General features: G+C 62.3%; 17 protein-coding genes. 11 read left to right on the top strand and 6 right to left on the bottom strand.

The window, feature by feature from the left end:
- The first annotated feature begins 19 nt into the window (after positions 1-19).
- From uraH to JYP46_RS08565, 6 genes are all read left to right on the top strand, one after another.
- Positions 20-385: a hydroxyisourate hydrolase gene (gene uraH / locus JYP46_RS08590; protein WP_206547848.1), complete on the top strand. Its 366-nt coding sequence runs from the start codon at positions 20-22 to the stop codon at positions 383-385.
- The gene (gene xdhA / locus JYP46_RS08585) at positions 385-1,851 is read left to right on the top strand and encodes a xanthine dehydrogenase small subunit (RefSeq protein WP_206544230.1); all 1,467 of its coding nucleotides are present in this window, start codon (positions 385-387) and stop codon (positions 1,849-1,851) included. The genes uraH and xdhA overlap by 1 nt, the downstream gene beginning before the upstream one ends.
- Before the next feature lie 2 nt (positions 1,852-1,853).
- Complete coding sequence (gene xdhB, locus JYP46_RS08580) at positions 1,854-4,196, top strand: xanthine dehydrogenase molybdopterin binding subunit (RefSeq protein WP_206547847.1); 2,343 nt, start codon at positions 1,854-1,856, stop codon at positions 4,194-4,196.
- A gap of 257 nt (positions 4,197-4,453) precedes the next feature.
- The gene (gene xdhC, locus JYP46_RS08575; protein ID WP_206547846.1) at positions 4,454-5,257 is read left to right on the top strand and encodes a xanthine dehydrogenase accessory protein XdhC; all 804 of its coding nucleotides are present in this window, start codon (positions 4,454-4,456) and stop codon (positions 5,255-5,257) included.
- 38 nt (positions 5,258-5,295) lie between these two features.
- Complete coding sequence (locus JYP46_RS08570) at positions 5,296-5,601, top strand: BrnT family toxin (RefSeq protein WP_113152997.1); 306 nt, start codon at positions 5,296-5,298, stop codon at positions 5,599-5,601.
- Positions 5,570-5,827, top strand: a complete 258-nt coding sequence (locus JYP46_RS08565; RefSeq protein WP_065815836.1) for a CopG family antitoxin — start codon at positions 5,570-5,572, stop codon at positions 5,825-5,827. Before JYP46_RS08570 ends, JYP46_RS08565 begins: the two co-directional genes overlap by 32 nt.
- 3 nt (positions 5,828-5,830) lie before the next feature.
- Here JYP46_RS08565 and JYP46_RS08560 read toward each other — a convergent pair whose 3' ends face one another.
- On the bottom strand, positions 5,831-6,751 hold the full coding sequence (locus JYP46_RS08560) for a LysR family transcriptional regulator (protein WP_206544227.1): 921 nt from the start codon (positions 6,749-6,751) through the stop codon (positions 5,831-5,833).
- A 281-nt stretch (positions 6,752-7,032) separates the two neighbouring features.
- On the opposite strand from JYP46_RS08560, the gene JYP46_RS08555 reads away from it, so the two are divergent.
- Genes JYP46_RS08555 through JYP46_RS08545 form a run of 3 tightly spaced genes read left to right on the top strand, consistent with a single transcriptional unit; the run spans position 7,033 to position 10,845 of the window.
- Positions 7,033-8,247, top strand: coding sequence for a urate hydroxylase PuuD (locus tag JYP46_RS08555; protein WP_113152996.1), 1,215 nt, complete (start codon positions 7,033-7,035; stop codon positions 8,245-8,247).
- A 3-nt stretch (positions 8,248-8,250) separates the two neighbouring features.
- Entirely contained in the window at positions 8,251-9,558 is a 1,308-nt protein-coding gene (guaD, locus tag JYP46_RS08550; RefSeq protein ID WP_206547845.1) for a guanine deaminase, read from the top strand.
- A gap of 15 nt (positions 9,559-9,573) precedes the next feature.
- A complete protein-coding gene (locus JYP46_RS08545; RefSeq protein ID WP_206547844.1) occupies positions 9,574-10,845 on the top strand; it encodes a glycerate kinase type-2 family protein in 1,272 nt (423 codons plus the stop codon).
- A 3-nt stretch (positions 10,846-10,848) separates the two neighbouring features.
- Here JYP46_RS08545 and JYP46_RS08540 read toward each other — a convergent pair whose 3' ends face one another.
- The 5 genes from JYP46_RS08540 to JYP46_RS08520 form a co-directional block, all read right to left on the bottom strand.
- A complete protein-coding gene (locus JYP46_RS08540) occupies positions 10,849-11,238 on the bottom strand; it encodes a VOC family protein (RefSeq protein WP_206547843.1) in 390 nt (129 codons plus the stop codon).
- Between the two features lie 15 nt (positions 11,239-11,253).
- Positions 11,254-11,925, bottom strand: coding sequence for an RNA polymerase sigma factor (locus tag JYP46_RS08535; protein ID WP_206547842.1), 672 nt, complete (start codon positions 11,923-11,925; stop codon positions 11,254-11,256).
- 89 nt (positions 11,926-12,014) lie between these two features.
- Entirely contained in the window at positions 12,015-12,989 is a 975-nt protein-coding gene (locus tag JYP46_RS08530; protein ID WP_206544223.1) for a WD40 repeat domain-containing protein, read from the bottom strand.
- 70 nt (positions 12,990-13,059) lie between these two features.
- Positions 13,060-14,169, bottom strand: coding sequence for a CobW family GTP-binding protein (locus JYP46_RS08525; protein ID WP_206547841.1), 1,110 nt, complete (start codon positions 14,167-14,169; stop codon positions 13,060-13,062).
- Between the two features lie 63 nt (positions 14,170-14,232).
- Entirely contained in the window at positions 14,233-14,997 is a 765-nt protein-coding gene (locus tag JYP46_RS08520; protein ID WP_206547840.1) for a creatininase family protein, read from the bottom strand.
- A 174-nt stretch (positions 14,998-15,171) separates the two neighbouring features.
- Here JYP46_RS08520 and JYP46_RS08515 point away from each other — a divergent pair, with 174 nt between their 5' ends.
- Positions 15,172-15,648 carry a MarR family winged helix-turn-helix transcriptional regulator gene (locus JYP46_RS08515; protein WP_113152988.1) on the top strand — a complete coding sequence of 159 codons (477 nt, stop codon included), beginning with the start codon at positions 15,172-15,174 and terminating at the stop codon, positions 15,646-15,648.
- A gap of 223 nt (positions 15,649-15,871) precedes the next feature.
- Positions 15,872-16,891 carry a LacI family DNA-binding transcriptional regulator gene (locus tag JYP46_RS08510; protein ID WP_113152987.1) on the top strand — a complete coding sequence of 340 codons (1,020 nt, stop codon included), beginning with the start codon at positions 15,872-15,874 and terminating at the stop codon, positions 16,889-16,891.
- The last annotated feature ends 19 nt before the right edge of the window (positions 16,892-16,910 follow it).

Raw genomic sequence — 16,910 nt, 5'->3', positions numbered from 1 at the left:
GAATTTAAAGGGAGGCCGCATGAGCAATGCGGGTGAGGGCCGTCTGACGACCCATGTGCTGGACACGGCCAGCGGAAAACCGGCCGGAGGACTGGAGATTGCGCTCTATCGCCTGGAGGGGGATGCGCGCACTCATGTGAAGACGGTCACGACCAACAGCGATGGCCGCTGCGATGCGCCGCTGCTTGCCGGCGATGCGTTTCGCACCGGCTTCTATGAACTGGTGTTTGAAGCCGGCGCCTATCTGCGTGCGCAGGGCGTTGATCTGCCGGCACCGGCCTTTCTCGATCAGGTGCCGATCCGCTTCGGCATGGCTGAAAACACGCATTATCACGTGCCGCTTCTCATCTCGCCCTATGGCTATTCCACCTACAGGGGGAGCTGATGGGCGCGCGCGGTGAAATCCGTTTTCTTTTGAACGGCGCGCCGGTGGCGCTGGGCAATGTCCGCCCGGACGAAACCCTGCTTGACTATCTGCGCCTGCGGCAGCGCCTGACCGGCACCAAGGAAGGCTGCGCGGAAGGCGATTGCGGTGCGTGCACCGTGCTCGTCGGTCGGTTGCGCAATGGCGCGCTTTCCTATGAGAGCGTCAATGCCTGCATCCGCTTCCTGGGATCGCTGGATGCCTGTCACGTGGTGACGGTGGAGCATTTGAAGCGGGCCGATGGCAGCCTGCATCCGGTCCAGCAGGCGATGGTCGATTATCACGGCTCGCAATGCGGCTTCTGCACGCCGGGCTTCGTCATGTCGCTTTACGCGCTCTGGATGCGCGAGGCGCAGCCCTCCGACAGGGCCATCGAAAAGGCATTGCAGGGCAATCTGTGCCGCTGCACCGGCTATGAACCCATCGTGCGGGCTGCGCGCGCGGTCTCCGACTATGGCAATGCCGCGTCTGACCCGCTGGCGACGGAGCGTGCTGCGGTGATCGCTGCGCTGCAAGGCATGAAGGATGGCGCGCGGGTGGAGATCGGCTCGGGCCGCGAGCGTCTGCTCATCCCGGCGGATGTCGATGATTTTGCCGCGATCCTTGAAGCCGAGCCCGAGGCCACCATCGTCGCCGGTGCGACGGATGTGGGCTTATGGGTCACCAAATTCATGCGCGACATCGCGCCGGTGGTCTTCATCGGCGGGCTCGACGGCCTGCAGGAAATCCGTGAGCAGGATGGCGTCATCAGCATTGGCGCGGGCGTGAGCTACACCGGGGCATTTGAACTTCTGGCGAAACGCATTCCCGCGCTGGGCGCACTGATCGACCGCATTGGCGGCGAGCAGGTGCGCAATATGGGCACGATTGGCGGCAACATCGCCAATGGCTCGCCCATCGGTGACACGCCGCCGCCACTGATCGCGCTTGGCGCAACGCTCACACTGCGCAGGGGCAGCGCGCGCCGCACAATTCCGCTGGAAGATTTCTTCATCGACTACGGCAAGCAGGATCGCGCGCCCGGCGAGTTCGTCGAGGCGGTGCATGTTCCGGTGCCCGATGCGGCCTCCCGTTTCGCGGTCTGGAAAATCTCCAAGCGTCGGGATGAAGACATCACGGCGGTTCTCGGCGCGTTCGATCTGCGGATCGCCGATGGCCGGGTTGAAGCCGCCCGCATCGCCTATGGCGGCATGGCCGCGACGCCGAAACGCGCAAAAGCCGTCGAGGCGGCGCTGACCGGCAAGGCATGGACGCAGGAAACCGTCGAGGCAGCACTTTCGGCCTATGACGGGGACTTCCAGCCCATCTCCGACATGCGCGCATCCGCCGACTATCGCATGATGGCGGCGAAGAACCTGCTGCGCCGCTATTTCCTTGAAAGCACCGGCGCTGGCGCGGTGGACCTCTCCAGACATGAGGCGGCCTGACCATGACGCGGCATGAACCACGCACGCAGGGCAAGGCGAAGATCGATGGCGGTGTCGCCAGCGACGAGAAGCACGATTCCGCCCGCAAACATGTAAGCGGCGAGGCCATCTATATCGATGACATGGCCGAACCCGCCGGCACGCTGCATGCCTGTCTCGGTCTTTCCGAGGTGGCGCATGGCGCGATCACCGGCTTTGACCTTTCCGATGTGCGGGCAGCGCCCGGCGTTGTCGCCGTTCTGACGGCGAACGATGTGCCCGGCGACAACGATATGAGCCCGACCGGGCTGCATGACGAGCCCATTCTGGCAGACGGGCGTGTGCAGTTTTTCGGCCAGCCGGTTTTCGCCGTCATTGCCGAAACGCGCGAAGCGGCGCGGCGCGCCTGCCGTCTGGCGAAGATCGACTATGCGGAAGAACCCGCACTGATCGATGTCGCCGATGCCGCGGATGACGCGAAGCTCGTTACCGCACCGCTGAAGCTTGAGCGCGGTGACAGCGCTGCGGCGATTGCCGCTGCGCCGCACACGGTCCGCGGTCAGATGCGGGTTGGCGGGCAGGACCATTTCTATCTTGAAGGCCAGATCGCTTTCGCGCTTCCGGGCGAAGACGGCGATGTGACCGTGTTTTCCTCCACCCAGCACCCAAGCGAGGTGCAGCACATGGTGGCGCATGCGCTGGGCGTTCCCTCCCACGCCGTCACCATCGAGGTGCGGCGCATGGGTGGCGGCTTCGGCGGCAAGGAAACACAGGCCAATCTGTTCGCCACCATTGCGGCCATTGCCGCCAAGAAGCTGAACCGGCCGGTCAAGCTGCGTCCCGACCGGGATGACGACATGACCGCGACCGGCAAGCGTCACGACTTCCTGATCGATTACACGGTCGGTTTCGATGATGAGGGCGGCATTCTCGGCGTCGATTTCACCTATGCCGCGCGCTGCGGCTATGCGGCGGATCTCTCCGGTCCGGTGACAGACCGGGCGCTGTTTCACTGCGACAACACCTATTTCTACCCGGCTGCGCGGGCCGTCTCGCGCCCGCTCTACACGAACACCGTTTCCAACACCGCGTTTCGCGGTTTCGGTGGGCCGCAGGGCATGGTTGGCGCAGAGCGCATCATCGATGAGGTGGCCTTCGCGCTGGGCAGGGACCCGCTCGAAATCCGCAAGAAAAACCTCTACGGCACGGACGACCGCAACGTCACGCCCTATCACCAGACGGTGGAGGACAATGTTGCAGAACGGGTCATCGCCGAACTGGAAGCGAGTGCCGATTATGCCGCGCGTCGGCGTGAAATCGCGGCCTTCAACGCAAAAAGCCCGGTCATCAAGCGTGGTCTGGCGCTGACGCCGGTCAAGTTCGGCATCTCCTTCACGGCCACGCATTTCAATCAGGCCGGCGCGCTGGTGCATGTCTACACGGATGGCTCGGTGCATCTGAACCATGGCGGCACCGAAATGGGGCAGGGGCTGCACACCAAGGTGGCGCAGATCGTTGCCGAGGAATTCCAGATCGACATCGATCAGGTGAAGATCACCGCCACGACCACGGGCAAGGTGCCCAACACCTCCGCAACGGCGGCTTCCTCCGGCACGGATTTGAACGGCATGGCCGCGCAGGACGCGGCGCGCCAGATCAAGAACCGGCTGATCGCCTTCGCCGCTGAGGCGCATGACGTGCCGAAGGATCAGGTGGTGTTCCTCCCGGGCCGGGTGCGCATCGGCAACCGTGAAATTCCCTTCGCCGAGCTGATCGGCGAGGCCTATATGGCCCGCATCCAGCTTTCCGCAGCCGGTTTCTACAAGACGCCGAAGATCCACTGGGATCGCGACAAGGGGCAGGGGCGGCCGTTCTACTACTTCGCCTATGGCGCAGCCTGCGCCGAGGTCTCCGTGGACACGCTGACCGGCGAATACATGGTCGAGCGCGTTGATATTCTGCACGAGACGGGCCGCTCGCTGAACCGCGCCATCGACATTGGCCAGATCGAGGGCGGCTTCATTCAGGGTATGGGCTGGCTGACGACGGAAGAGCTGGTCTGGGACGGCAAGGGGCGGCTTCGGACGCATGCGCCTTCAACCTACAAGATCCCGCTCGCGTCCGACCGGCCAAAAGCGTTCAACGTGGCGCTTGCCGACTGGGCGGAAAACGCCGAGCCGACGGTGCACCGTTCCAAGGCCGTGGGCGAGCCGCCCTTCATGCTGGCCATGTGCGTGCTTCACGCACTGTCCGATGCGGTGGCGAGCGTTGCCGGTCACACGGTCTGCCCGCGTCTCGATGCGCCGGCCACGCCGGAGCGTGTGCTGATGGCGGTGGAACGCATGAAGGCTGAAGGCGCGCGCTAGGGTCAGGACCCATTAATATGGCCGCAATGGTCGGCCTGATTTGCACGGGCTACTTTGTCGCAAGTCCTTGAAAGACGTGAAGTCTTCCTGCGGCCTTGCTTCGCGTATCCGAACAAATCAGGCCGACCATTGCGGCCATATTAATGGGTCCTGACCCTAGATTGGGCGCCTTCCTGCCGTTATCGTTCTGACATGCTTCTGCTTCTTCGCACTGGTCTCTGGTTCGCGTCTTCTCACCGTCATGCATGGGGGCGGCAATGAGCCATCCAACTGAAACCCTTCGGACATTTCTGGATGCCGCGCCGTCCGCCGCTCTCGTCGAGGTGCGCGAGGCGAAAGGCTCCACCCCGCGCGAAGAGGGCGCGTGGATGCTGGTTTCGCCCGAGGCGATTTTTGGAACCATCGGTGGCGGCCAGCTTGAATTCATGGCGATTGCCAGGGCGCGCGAACTCATCTCGGACAATCTTGCAAACGGTGCTCTCGACATTCCGCTGGGACCGGAAATCGGCCAGTGCTGCGGCGGCCGGGTGGCGCTCGACATTCGCCTTCTCGATGAGGCGGAGCGCAGGGCGCTGGTGAAGCGCGTCGGCGATGAGGCGAACGCCTTCCCGCAGGTGATCCTGTTTGGCGGCGGCCATGTCGGCCATGCGCTGGCGGCAGCGCTGATCCCGCTGCCCGTGCGGGTGCTGGTGGTCGAGACCCGTGAGGAAGCGCTGGAGGATTTTCCAAGCGATGTGGAGACGCGCCTTGCGGCCCTGCCGGAAGAGGCGGTGCGTTCAGCCCCCGCCGGGACGGCCTTCGTGGTCCTGACCCACGATCATGCGCTCGATTTCCTGCTGGTTGCCGAGGCGCTGGCGCGCGATGATGCGGCCTATGTCGGCATGATCGGCTCGAAAACCAAACGCGCGACCTTCCGGAGCTGGTATCTGAAGAATGGCGGCGATGAACGCCGTTTCGCGCAGCTGACCACCCCCATTGGCGGGAACGCCGTCCACGACAAGCGCCCCGCCGTCATCGCAGCCATGGCGGCTGCGGAGATACTGACGGCTTTGCAGTCGTGATGTTGACATTTGTGTGTACAAACTTACATACTTCATAAATGAAGATCGCGGGCTTTGACTGGGACACCGGAAACTGGCCGAAATGCGCAAAGCATGGTGTCTCGAAGGACGAGATCGAACATGCGCTTCTTCATGACCCGTTGATTGCGCCTGATCCAGCACACTCTGGGCCCGAAGATCGCTACATCGTCATCGGACGCAACCGGCAGGGCCGCCCCATGTTCATGGGCGTGACCTTTCGCATGGTTGACGGGAAGCGTCTTATTCGTCCGATCACAGCGCGCTATATGCATGCCAAGGAGGTGAAACGCTATGAAACGCAGCGTTCCCAAACTGAAAACTGATAAGGATGCGGAAGACTTCCTCGATCAGGATCTTTCCGATCTGGATTTTGGTGCATTCAAACCCGCCGGGTTCGAGTTCGAGAACAAGGCGGCAAGGGTGAATATGCGCATGCCGCAAAGCCAGTTGGATGCCGTGAAGGCTGAGGCGAAGAAGCGTGGTGTTCCCTATCAGCGGCTCATGCGCGAGCTTGTTCAGCGCGGTCTGGAAAGTCTGCGTGCAGGCTGACCATTATTGCTCTGACAGGGTCGCGCCAATCATGCGCTGGCAGCGGCCTGCCATGAAGTCCACCAGGAGCCGCACTTTGGGGTCCTGAAACTTCTTGTGCGGGTAGAGCGCGGCGAGCTTTACCGGCACTGGCGGGGTTTCGGGCAGGACCACCTGGAGCCGCCCGTCGCGCAAGAATGGTTCGATCTCGAAGCGGGGCTTGTTGACGATGCCGCGCCCGGCAAGCGCCCAGTCGGTGATCACGTCGCCATCGTCGGAATCGAACGGTCCCCCGACCTCGAACTTTCGCGCGCCCTCCGGCGTTTGCAGCATCCAGAAATGCTCGCGTGCGCCGGGAAAGCGCAACATCAGGCAGTCGTGCCGCTCATCGATCAGCGCTTCGGGCGTCTTCGGTTCGCCGCGCCGTTTCAGATAATCAGGGGCCGCCGCCAGAACACGCTCGCAATCCATGATGCCGCGCATGCGGAAAGAGGAATTCTCCAGAATGCCGAGCTTGAAGGCGACGTCGATGCCCTCGCGCATCATGTCGACCTCATGGTCGGAGAGCCGTAAGCGAACCTCGATTTCGGGATACTGGTCGCGGAATTCGGGAATGCCGCTGGCGATCAGACGCTTGCCGATGCCGAGCGGCGCGGTGACGCGGATCGTGCCGCGCGGCTGGCCGGAAAGATCTGCGACCGAGGCTTCGGCTTCCGCCACCGCTTCGAGAACCTTGCGCGCGCCCTCATAGAAGACGCGGCCCTGCTCGGTGGGGGTGAGCTGGCGCGTGGTGCGGTTGAAGAGCCGCACGCCAAGATGCTTTTCGAGCTCCTTCACCCGGTTCGAGGCAACGGCCGGAGAAAGCCGCATGTCGCGGCCTGCTGAAGACAGATTGCCGAGTTCCACGACGCGGACAAAAACGGCGATATTGTCGAGATAGGCCATGCGGTTCCCCCAAGATTCGCGCGCATTATTTTCCATATTTTTTTGAAAGTCATCGTGATCTTCCCCGCTTTCCGTTTATACCGGGTTCCGTCACCTTGGGCCGCCAGAGCAATTCCAGGAAAAGTGGTTACCGGTTTTCCGTCTGGAATTGCGCAGGAACAATGAATGAGCAATTCCAGGAAAAGTGGTCACCGGTTTTCCGTCCGAAGTTGGGCAAAAGGAAGCGCGCAGGAACAAGGCTGGCTATTGGGGCAGGGCTGACGGGAGTTGAGGGAACGGGCATGAACGATTACGCGGTTTTGTGGGACTGGCTGTCCTTTGGCGTGCGCTGGCTGCATGTGGTCACGGCCATCGCCTGGATTGGCTCATCCTTCTATTTCATCGCGCTGGATCTGGGGCTGGTGAAACGGCCGGGTCTGCCCGAGGGCGTGCATGGCGAGGAATGGCAGGTCCATGGCGGCGGTTTCTATCATATCCAGAAATACATGGTCGCGCCGGCCTCAATGCCCGAGCACCTGACCTGGTTCAAATGGGAATCCTACTCCACCTGGCTGTCCGGTTTCGCGCTGCTCGCCATCGTCTATTATGCGGGCGCGGATCTCTATCTGGTCGACCGCAATGTGCTTGATGTGCCGGCCTGGGGCGGCATCCTGATCTCGCTCGCTTCAATCGGGCTTGGCTGGCTGCTCTACGACCTTCTGTGCAAATCGCCGCTCGGCAAGAACGACACGGCGCTGATGCTGGTGCTCTATGTGATCCTTGTGGTGATGGCGTGGGGCTATACGCAGCTCTTCACCGGTCGCGCGGCCTTCCTGCATCTGGGCGCGTTCACCGCGACGATCATGACGGCGAATGTCTTCCTGATCATCATTCCCAATCAGAAGATCGTGGTGGCCGATCTGAAGGCGGGGCGCACGCCCGACCCGAAACTTGGCCTGCAGGCGAAGCAGCGTTCACTGCACAACAATTACCTGACGCTGCCCGTCGTCTTCCTGATGCTGTCGAACCATTATCCGCTGGCCTTCGGCACCCAGTTCAACTGGATCATCGCATCGCTCATCTTCATCATCGGCGTGCTGATCCGGCACTATTTCAACACCGTGCACGCCCGCAAGGGCACCCCGCACTGGACCTGGGGGCTGGCCGGCGTTCTCTTCATCATCATCATGTGGCTCTCCACCGTGCCGCAGGTGCTGACGGGCGAGACGAAGCTTTCGGCGACGGGGCAGACCTTCGTCGCCTCGACCCATTTTCCGGCGGTGCGCGACACGGTGATGGGACGTTGCGCCATGTGCCACGCGGTGGTGCCGGGCTATGAGGGCATTCCCTACCCACCGAAGAATGTTGTGCTCGACACGGATGCGGCTATTGCCGAGCACGCGCGTGAAATCTATCTGCAGGCAGGCCGCAGCCACGCCATGCCGCCCGGCAATGTTTCGGGCATCACGGACGAGGAGCGGCAACTGATCGTTACCTGGTTCGAGGAGGCGCGCTAGCGCATGGCACAGAAACTCATCCGCGGGCGGCTCCTGTCGTTCAAAGCCGAACCGCGGAGCATCGACGACCACGACGCCTATCTGTTTGAAGAGGATGGCGCGGTTCTGGTCGAAGATGGCGTTATCCTTGCATCCGGCAGCTTTGCCGAGGTCGCAGCAGGCGCAGAAGCGGGGCACGCGGTGGTGGATCATCGCCCGCACCTCATCCTGCCGGGCTTCATCGACGCCCATGCGCATTTTCCGCAGATGCAGGTGATCGCGAGCTATGGCGCCGAGCTTCTGGACTGGCTGAACAACTACACTTTCCCCGAAGAAACCAGGTTCTCCGACATTCAGCACGGCCGTCACATCGCCCGTCTGTTCTTCGATGAGCTGCTGCGCAACGGCACGACCACGGTTGCCGCCTATTGCTCCGTTCACAAGGAAAGCGCGGAGGCGTTTTTCAGCGAGGCGCTGGCGCGCAACATGTGCGTTGTGGGCGGCAAGGTGATGATGGACCGCAACGCGCCGGCCGCACTCACCGATACGCCGCAGTCCTCCTACGACGACACGAAGGCGCTGATCGGCGAATGGCACGGCAGGGGCCGGCTCAATTATGCCGTCACGCCGCGTTTCGCCATCACCTCCAGCCCCGGGCAGCTGGAGATGGCCGCAGCGCTGATGCGCGAATTCCCCGACCTTCACATGCAGACGCATCTCTCCGAAAATCACGACGAGATCGCGCTGACGGCGGAGCTTTATCCCGACGCGCCGGACTATACCGGCATCTACGAGCAGTACGGTCTGCTTGGCCCCAGGGCACTGCTCGGCCATTGCATTCATCTTTCCGAGCGCGAGGCGGATGTGCTTTCGGACACGGGCTCGGTTGCCGTGTTCTGCCCCACCTCCAACCTCTTCCTCGGCTCCGGCCTGTTCGACTATCTGCGTTATCGCAAGCGTGAGAAGCCGCTGCGTCTGGCCTCGGCGACGGATGTGGGCGGCGGCACCAATTACTCCATGCTGCGCACCATGGATGAGGGCTACAAGGTCATCGCGCTCAATGGCGAAAAGCTGAACCCGCTTGCCTCCTTCTGGCAGATCACGCGCGGCAATGCCGAGGCGCTTTCCCTGTCGGAGCGCGTGGGCACGCTGGAACCGGGCACCGACGCCGATATCGTGGTTCTGAACGCGCGCGCAACGCCGGTCATGGCGCTGCGCATGGAGCGCATCGAAACGCTGGCCGAGGAGCTTTTCCTGCTCCAGACGCTTGCCGACGACCGCGCCATCGTGGAAACCTATGTCGCAGGAGAGGCTGCCAAAAGCGCCTTATAAATTCTGGGGGCGCATGTGACCGGCAGCATCGATCCGAAGGCGTTTTTCACAAGACTGTTCGACGCTGCCGTCGCCGCCGCCGACCCGGCCAAAACCATTCGCGCATTCCTGCCGGAAAAGCCCCGGGGCCGCACAATTGTGGTCGGGGCCGGCAAGGGGGTGGCCCAGATGGCGGCGGCGCTGGAAGATGCCTGGGACGGGCCTCTGGAAGGCGTGGTCGTCACCCGCTACGGCTATGGCGCGCCGACCCGCATGATCGAGGTTCTGGAGGCGGCGCATCCGGTGCCGGATGAGGCCGGCCTTTCCGGCGCAAAGCGTCTCATGGAGAGCGTGAGCGGGCTCGGCCCGGATGATCTGGTGATCGCGCTCGTCTGCGGCGGCGGATCGGCACTGCTGCCCGCCCCCGCAGGTTCCCTTACGCTCGCCGACGAGATCGCCGTCAACGAGGCGCTTCTGGCGTCCGGCGCGCCGATCTCGGCCATGAACACGGTGCGCAAGCACATCTCCGCAATCAAGGGCGGCAGGCTGGCCGCTGCGGCTCATCCCGCGCGCGTCGTCTCACTGATCGTTTCGGATATTCCCGGCGATGATCCGGCGCTTGTTTCATCCGGTCCGACCGTGCCCGACATGGCCAGCCGCGCGGACGCGCTTGCGGTGATCGAGACCTATGGCATGCAGCTGCCCGATGCGGTGATGCAGCATCTCGCATCACCGGCGGCAGACGCGCCAAAGCCGGATGATCCGCGTTTTGCAGGTCATGAGGTCCATGTCATCGCCTCGGCCGCGCGTTCGCTGGAAGCGGCTTCCGCCGCCGCCGAAGCGCAGGGCGTGCCTGCCGTCATCCTGTCGGATGCGATTGAGGGTGAGGCGCGTGAGGTGGGCCGCGTTCATGCGGCGATTGCCCGCGAGGTTGCGCTGCGCGACCGGCCTTTCAGAAAGCCGGTCGTGCTGCTTTCGGGCGGCGAAACCACGGTGACGCTGCGCCGAAGCGGCGGGCGCGGCGGGCGCAACACCGAATTCCTTCTGGCGCTTGCGCTTGGCATCGAGGGTATTTCCGGTGTCTCGGCTTTCGCCGCCGATACGGACGGCATCGACGGGTCTGAGGAGAATGCCGGCGCATTTGCCGATCACGGCACCGTCGCGCGGCTGCGCTCTGCCGGCCACGACCCGAAGGCGCTGCTTGCCGCGCATGACGCCTGGGGCGCGTTTGATGCTCTGGGCGATCTGTTCGCGCCGGGGCCAACCGGCACGAATGTCAACGATCTGCGAGCGGTTCTGGTGCGGTGATGGTTACGCGCTTCTGCGCGGGCGCTCTTCCGACTGATAAACGGACAGGACATGCCCGTCCGGATCTGCGAATTCGGCAGACCAGCCGCCCGGAGCATGGCTGACGGGCGTCACAATGGTCGCGCCTTTCTCGGCGAGGCCTTCCACGACATTGTCGATGCCACCTTCTGAGAGGTCGAACACCACAATGGGCGTGTTTCCGGGGCGGGATTCCATCTTGAAGAAGATAAGCTCGATATTGTTTTCGATGCTGGCCAGCAGCCAGTCGCCCGTCTCCTCGTCCCCTTCCATCCTCTGGACATTCAGCCCGGCCACGTCGCGGTAGAACGCTTCCGTGCGGTCGATGTCGTTGACGTAGTAGCAGATGGTGCCGATGCGGACGTTGGAAAGCATGTGTGTCTCCTGATGTTACAATGTTGGTTCTGCTTCTTGATTGCCGCAGGAGCCAGGTTTGTGAGCTTTGGGGTGAGAAAAACTTACCGCAAAGAGGTGTCCGTCCGGATCGTGGCTTGCAAGGAATGCAGAATTGCGACCGGTCAGCGGAAGAAGGTTCTGCCGGATCGTGCCGAAGGCGAGCGTGCCCGCCAGCAACTTTCCGGGAAGGGGAGCTGCATCGGGCGGGGCATCGCGCCAACGCTTGCGAAGGCCGGCAATGCGCTGACGCAGGCTCGCATCGGAAATGCGCAGAAGGTGCCGGATTTCACTGCGCGTATGACCGCCGAGCGCGAGGAGCGCAACAATTCTCTGGCCCCTTGGCAGACCGGCGAGAAACGCGCTCGGGACATCCCCGTCGTCTGCAGGCTCGAAAAGGCTTGCAGCGTTCTCACGCCTTGTCCGGCGATAGGCGGAGCGCCGTTTCGTCGCCGCCACGTTGCGCATGACGCCCTGAAGCCAGGCGCGGTTCTCCACGCATGGCCGGTTGCCGGCATTCAGCGCTGCGATCAGCGTTTCATGCAGCAGGTCTTCCGCTTCAATCTGGTGCGATGCGTGGCGATGCGCCGTTTTCAGAAGATGGCGATAGGTCGCGGGGGTGAGTTCAAGCCGGGCAGGCATCTCCTGCACTGTGCGCCTGCTATCCACCGCTCGCTCCCCCATGCTTCCAGTCAGGTGAGGAAGCTACAGGACGCAGTGCGCGCTGCAAGCAAAGACTGAGGCACAGGACGTGAAATTCAGCCCGCTATATCCACCACGCCGCTTTCACCGGTCTCGGAGCCAAAGGCAAGGCGGCGGCCATCATCGTCCCAGGCCATGGCGGTGATCGCGCCCTTGCCCTGCCGGCGCAGAAGCACCTCCTTCTGGTCGGCGAAGCGCCCGGCGAGGATCATGCCGTCGGCATAGCCGATGGCGACGATTTCCTCGGTCGGATGGCAGCAAACCTGCGTCACCATCGTGTCGCCGCGTGTTCCCAGCTCAAGTGGCGCCTTGCCCATCGGGCCGTCCTTCGCCTGGAAGGGCCAGACAATGGCTGCCGGCGCGCCGGACGTGGCGAGCCACTTGCCCTTGGCGCTCCACGAAAAGCTCTTCACCTTTCCCGGATAGCCGGCCATGCGCATATGCTTGCCATCCGCGAGTTTCCAGCCGTGCAGGGCGTTTTCCTGCATGGTGGTGACAAGGAACTTGCCGTCCGGCGAGAAGGTGATGCCGGTGTGCGCGCCCGCCCATTCCAGCTCTGTCGGCTTGCCGTCGGTGGCCGGAAAATGCAGTGTCGCGCCATTGTAGCGGGCAACCGCAAGCCGCATCCCCTTCGGCGCAAAGGCGATGCCTTCCACCGAGCGCGGGTGCTGGAATTCGCGCTGTTTTCCATCGGCAAAGCGCACATAGGCGTTGCGCCCGACCGCGAAACCGACCGTGCCCTGGGGGCCGGCTGCAACGCTGGTCACCCATTTGCGGCCGATCTCGGCCAGCGTTTCCACCGTGCCGTCAGCCGCGAGTGCTGCGACCCGTCCATCTTCGCCGCCGGTGATAAGGCGTGCATGATCGACGTCGGGGCAGGCGGCCAGCAGCCCGTCATGAACCTCTGCCCATTTGTGGCCATTGTCGAGACGATGCACCACGCCATCGGCCAGCGCGAAATGCGGAATGTCGTTCAGCCAGGCAGTGGCAATGCAATGGCTTTCGAGGTCGAGCGGGGCGACTGTGGGCATGTGGGCAGGTCCTGGGCGATGCCGGTCTATGGATTTTCGTGTGGCGCGGCGCGTGTTGCTCTGTCAGGCCTTATGCCTGACAGGCCTCGAACGTGCGCTGCAGACGCTCGGTGTCGAGGTCGCGACCGATAAAGACGAGCCGCGTCTCACGCTTTTCGTCGTCGCGCCAGGGGCGCTGGTGATCGCCCTCGATGATCATGTGTACGCCCTGCACCACGAACCGGTCCGGATCGTCCGGGAACGCGATGATGCCCTTGAGGCGCAGAATGCTCGGCCCGTCCATCTGGGTGGTCTTCTCGATCCACGGGAAGAACTTTTTCGGGTCCATCTCGCCACCGCGCAGCGACAGTGATTTCACGCCCGCATCGTGGATCGGCGAGGCAGCGCCATGGTCATGCGCATGATCGTGGTGCCCATGCCCATGGTCGTGATCATGCCCGTGGTCATGATGATGATGATCGTGGTCGCAGTCGGGGCCGCACACATGGTCCGGATCGTCGTGATCGAGGAAGTGCGGATCATTGTCGAGCACGCGCTTCAGATCGAATGCGCCACGGTCCAGAACCTCGGTCAGCGAAACGCCGGCGCGTTCGGCGCGGTGAATGCGGGCCATCGGGTTGATTGCGCGGATCGTTGCCTCGACCGCCGCCAGTTCTTCCGGCGTCACGAGATCGGTCTTGTTGACGATCACGACATCGGCGAACGCGATCTGGTCTTCGGCCTCGTTGGAATCCTTCAGGCGCAGCGGCAGGTGCTTGGCGTCGACCAGTGCGACCACCGCATCGAGGCGGGTCTTGGCGCGCACATCGTCATCCATGAAGAAGGTCTGCGCCACGGGGGCGGGATCGGCCAGGCCCGTGGTCTCCACCACGATGGCGTCGAACCGGCCCGGACGCCGGGTCAGCCCTTCGACCACGCGCACCAGGTCGCCGCGCACCGTGCAGCACACGCAGCCATTGTTCATCTCGTAGATCTCCTCGTCGGATTCCACGATCAGATCATTGTCGATGCCGATCTCGCCGAATTCGTTGACGATCACCGCATAACGCTTGCCGTGGTCTTCGGTGAGAATGCGGTTCAGAAGCGTCGTCTTGCCGGATCCGAGATAGCCGGTCAGCACCGTGACCGGGATCTGGTTCGGGGTGGTTTCGCTGGGCGTCTCGGTCTGCGCGTCGGACATGGTTTCTCGCATAACTTGAAAGGTTTCTCGACTATATAAGACGGCGTTTTGCCGATTGCACGGTCAGTCTTCGAAATGGGACAGATCGAACCGGTCGACATCGACAAGCAGCTCGACGAAGCCTGTGACTGCGTTGTCGATGATGCGTTCGCCCGCTTCTGCGCTGGAAGCCGCTGCATTGCCTGTCACGCCTTCCGGCGAGAGATCGCGCATCATCCACCCGAAAGCGTGTGGGCCGTAGGCGCGCAGATGCTTGAAGTCGCGGCGGAAAGCGGCCTGCGCGGACTGAAAGTCGGCGGCCTTCTCCATGTCGACGAGATCCGGTCGCAGCGCCAGCATGACCGATGTTTCGATGAAGCCGCCATGGATGCCCAGCGCGCGCTCCTCGTCGGAGACCAGATCCTGCGGATAGCCGAAGCGTGTCCAGCTCGTGGCGACCGCCAGCATGCCGAATCGAACGCGCAATTCCGTCGCCACGATGGTCAAAAGCGGTGAGTTTCCGCCGTGAGCGTTCAAAAGGACCAGTTTTTTTGCGCCGGCTTTGTTCTGCGCCTCACCGATGCCGACCCAGCGTTCAACGGCTTCATCGAAAGAAAGGCTGCGCGTTTTCGGCGAGTCCGAGTGTTCGATAGAATAGCCTATCTTCTCAACCGGAAGACACGTGATGTCGAGATTTGCGGGGCAGGCGCTTTTTGCTTTTGAAGCAATGGCTTGGGCGATGATCCAGTCGGTTTCGGGCGGCAGGTGCGGGCCATGCTGCTCTGTTGCGCCCAGAGGCAAAATGGAAATCTTTTTGCCTTGAGCGGAGGGAACTTCTTGTGTGGTCATTGCTTAATACCGACTGCCTCAAGACGAGATAACGTTGTATGCTTAGCCAAAAGTAGACCATCCCCATTGGTATGAAACTGGTCAATCTTAGGTTGCATTGAGCTTCGTTACGGCTATTTTGACCGCAGGGGCGTTCTAACTCATTCTCGAGGATGTCTAAAGGGGACTAAATATATGGCCAAAGCTGTAAGGGGCGCGACGATAGGGTTGTTGCAGTCGGCCGCCAGGCTTTCACGTACCGCTCTGGCCGAGCGGCTTCTGGCACACGGCTTCTATGCCGGCCAGGACAAGATCATGTTAGCCTTATCCATTGAAAACGGGCAAGCGCCAAGTCAGCTTGCCGGACTGTTAGGCGTCAGGCCGCCAACCATTACGAAAACAATCAATCGACTTGCAAATCAGGGGTTTTTGGAAAAGCGATTATCGGACGAAGACGGACGACGTGCCCATATTTTTCTGACCGAACAGGGCGAGCAGGCCATCAAGGCAATCGAAAAATCGGTTCGCAAAACCGAGAAGCTCGCACTGAAGGGGTTCGATAAAAAAGATCAAAAGGCCCTCGCCACGCTCCTCTTGAAAATCGAAGCCAATCTGAATGGCGAAAGCCACGACATGATTGACGAGGACGAAGATGCGGAGGTCGATGCGTAGTTAGGATCTTCGGCGTTTCCAGCGACGCCCGAGGATCGGCTTGATCAAGCTTTCTACGCAGAATGCGTAACTAGATTGACCTTTTCCCCAGCCATGGCATAAGCAACCTTAAACAGTTTAAGGTGGCTTAATCTGTCACGACCTGATTTTGGGTTGGATACGACGCATCTGTCGTTGTCCGACACCAGATGCGGGTTGGTATTGCGGGTAGGGGAGAGGTCGACTGGCGCAGAAGATCAAGCTTTCAACAATCGCCGAAGCGCTTGGTGTTTCAACGGCGACCGTGTCTCTCGCGCTTCGCGACAGCCCGCTGGTGGCAGATGCCACGCGCCAGCGCATCAAGGAGCATGCGCGGGAGATCGGTTACATCTACAACAGGCGCGCAGCCAGCCTGCGCACCTCGCGATCCGGCATTATCGGGGTTGTGGTGCACGACATCATGAACCCGTTCTTTGCCGAGATTCTCCGCTCCATCGAAAGCGAGCTGGACCGGTCGCGCCAGACCTTTCTGCTGTCGAACCATTACGACCAGTTGGAGAAGCAGCGCACCTTCATCGACACGCTTCTGCAGCTTGGCGCAGACGGGGTGATCATGTCACCGGCCATCGGCACGCCCCCGCAGGACATTCGTCTTGTGGAGGAGAACGGTCTGCCGACGGTGCTCATTGCACGTTCGGTAGAGGGCGCGCGCGTGCCCGTGTTCCGGGGTGACGACGCCTATGGCACGGGGCTTGCCACCAACCACCTGATCTCGCTCGGTCACACGCGCATCGCCATGATCGGTGGCACCGATCAGACCTCTACGGGTCGCGACCGTTATCAGGGCTATGTCGACGCCATGCAGAAGGCGGGGCTGGAGATCAAGCCGCAATGGCGTTTTCCGGGGCCGCGCACCAAGCAGGCGGGCTTCGAGATCGCCGGTGCTTTCCTCGCGCTCAAGGACAAGCCGACGGCTGCCGTCTGCTGGAACGACCTCGTTGCCATCGGCCTGATGAACGGCATTGCGCGCGCTGGCCTCGTGCCGGGTGTGGATGTCTCCGTCACCGGCTATGACGATCTGGAGGAAGCCGCCATCGCCACGCCGGCGCTGACGACGGTCTGGAACGGTCAGCGTGAAGTTGGCCGCCGCGCTGCGCGGGTTCTTCTGGACCGGCTGAACGGCGCCGATGTGAACCTTGCTCAGGAGCTGATCAAGCCGGAGCTGCACATACGCCAGTCGACGGGGAAACCGGTCGAGCGCTGACCGGTTTCGTCCTGGCCTT

The organism is Nitratireductor aquimarinus, assembly GCF_017255295.1.
Lineage (GTDB): Bacteria > Pseudomonadota > Alphaproteobacteria > Rhizobiales > Rhizobiaceae > Nitratireductor > Nitratireductor aquimarinus.
The sequence above is the reverse complement of the archived record's forward strand: the minus strand, read 5'-3'. Positions and strand labels throughout refer to the sequence as shown.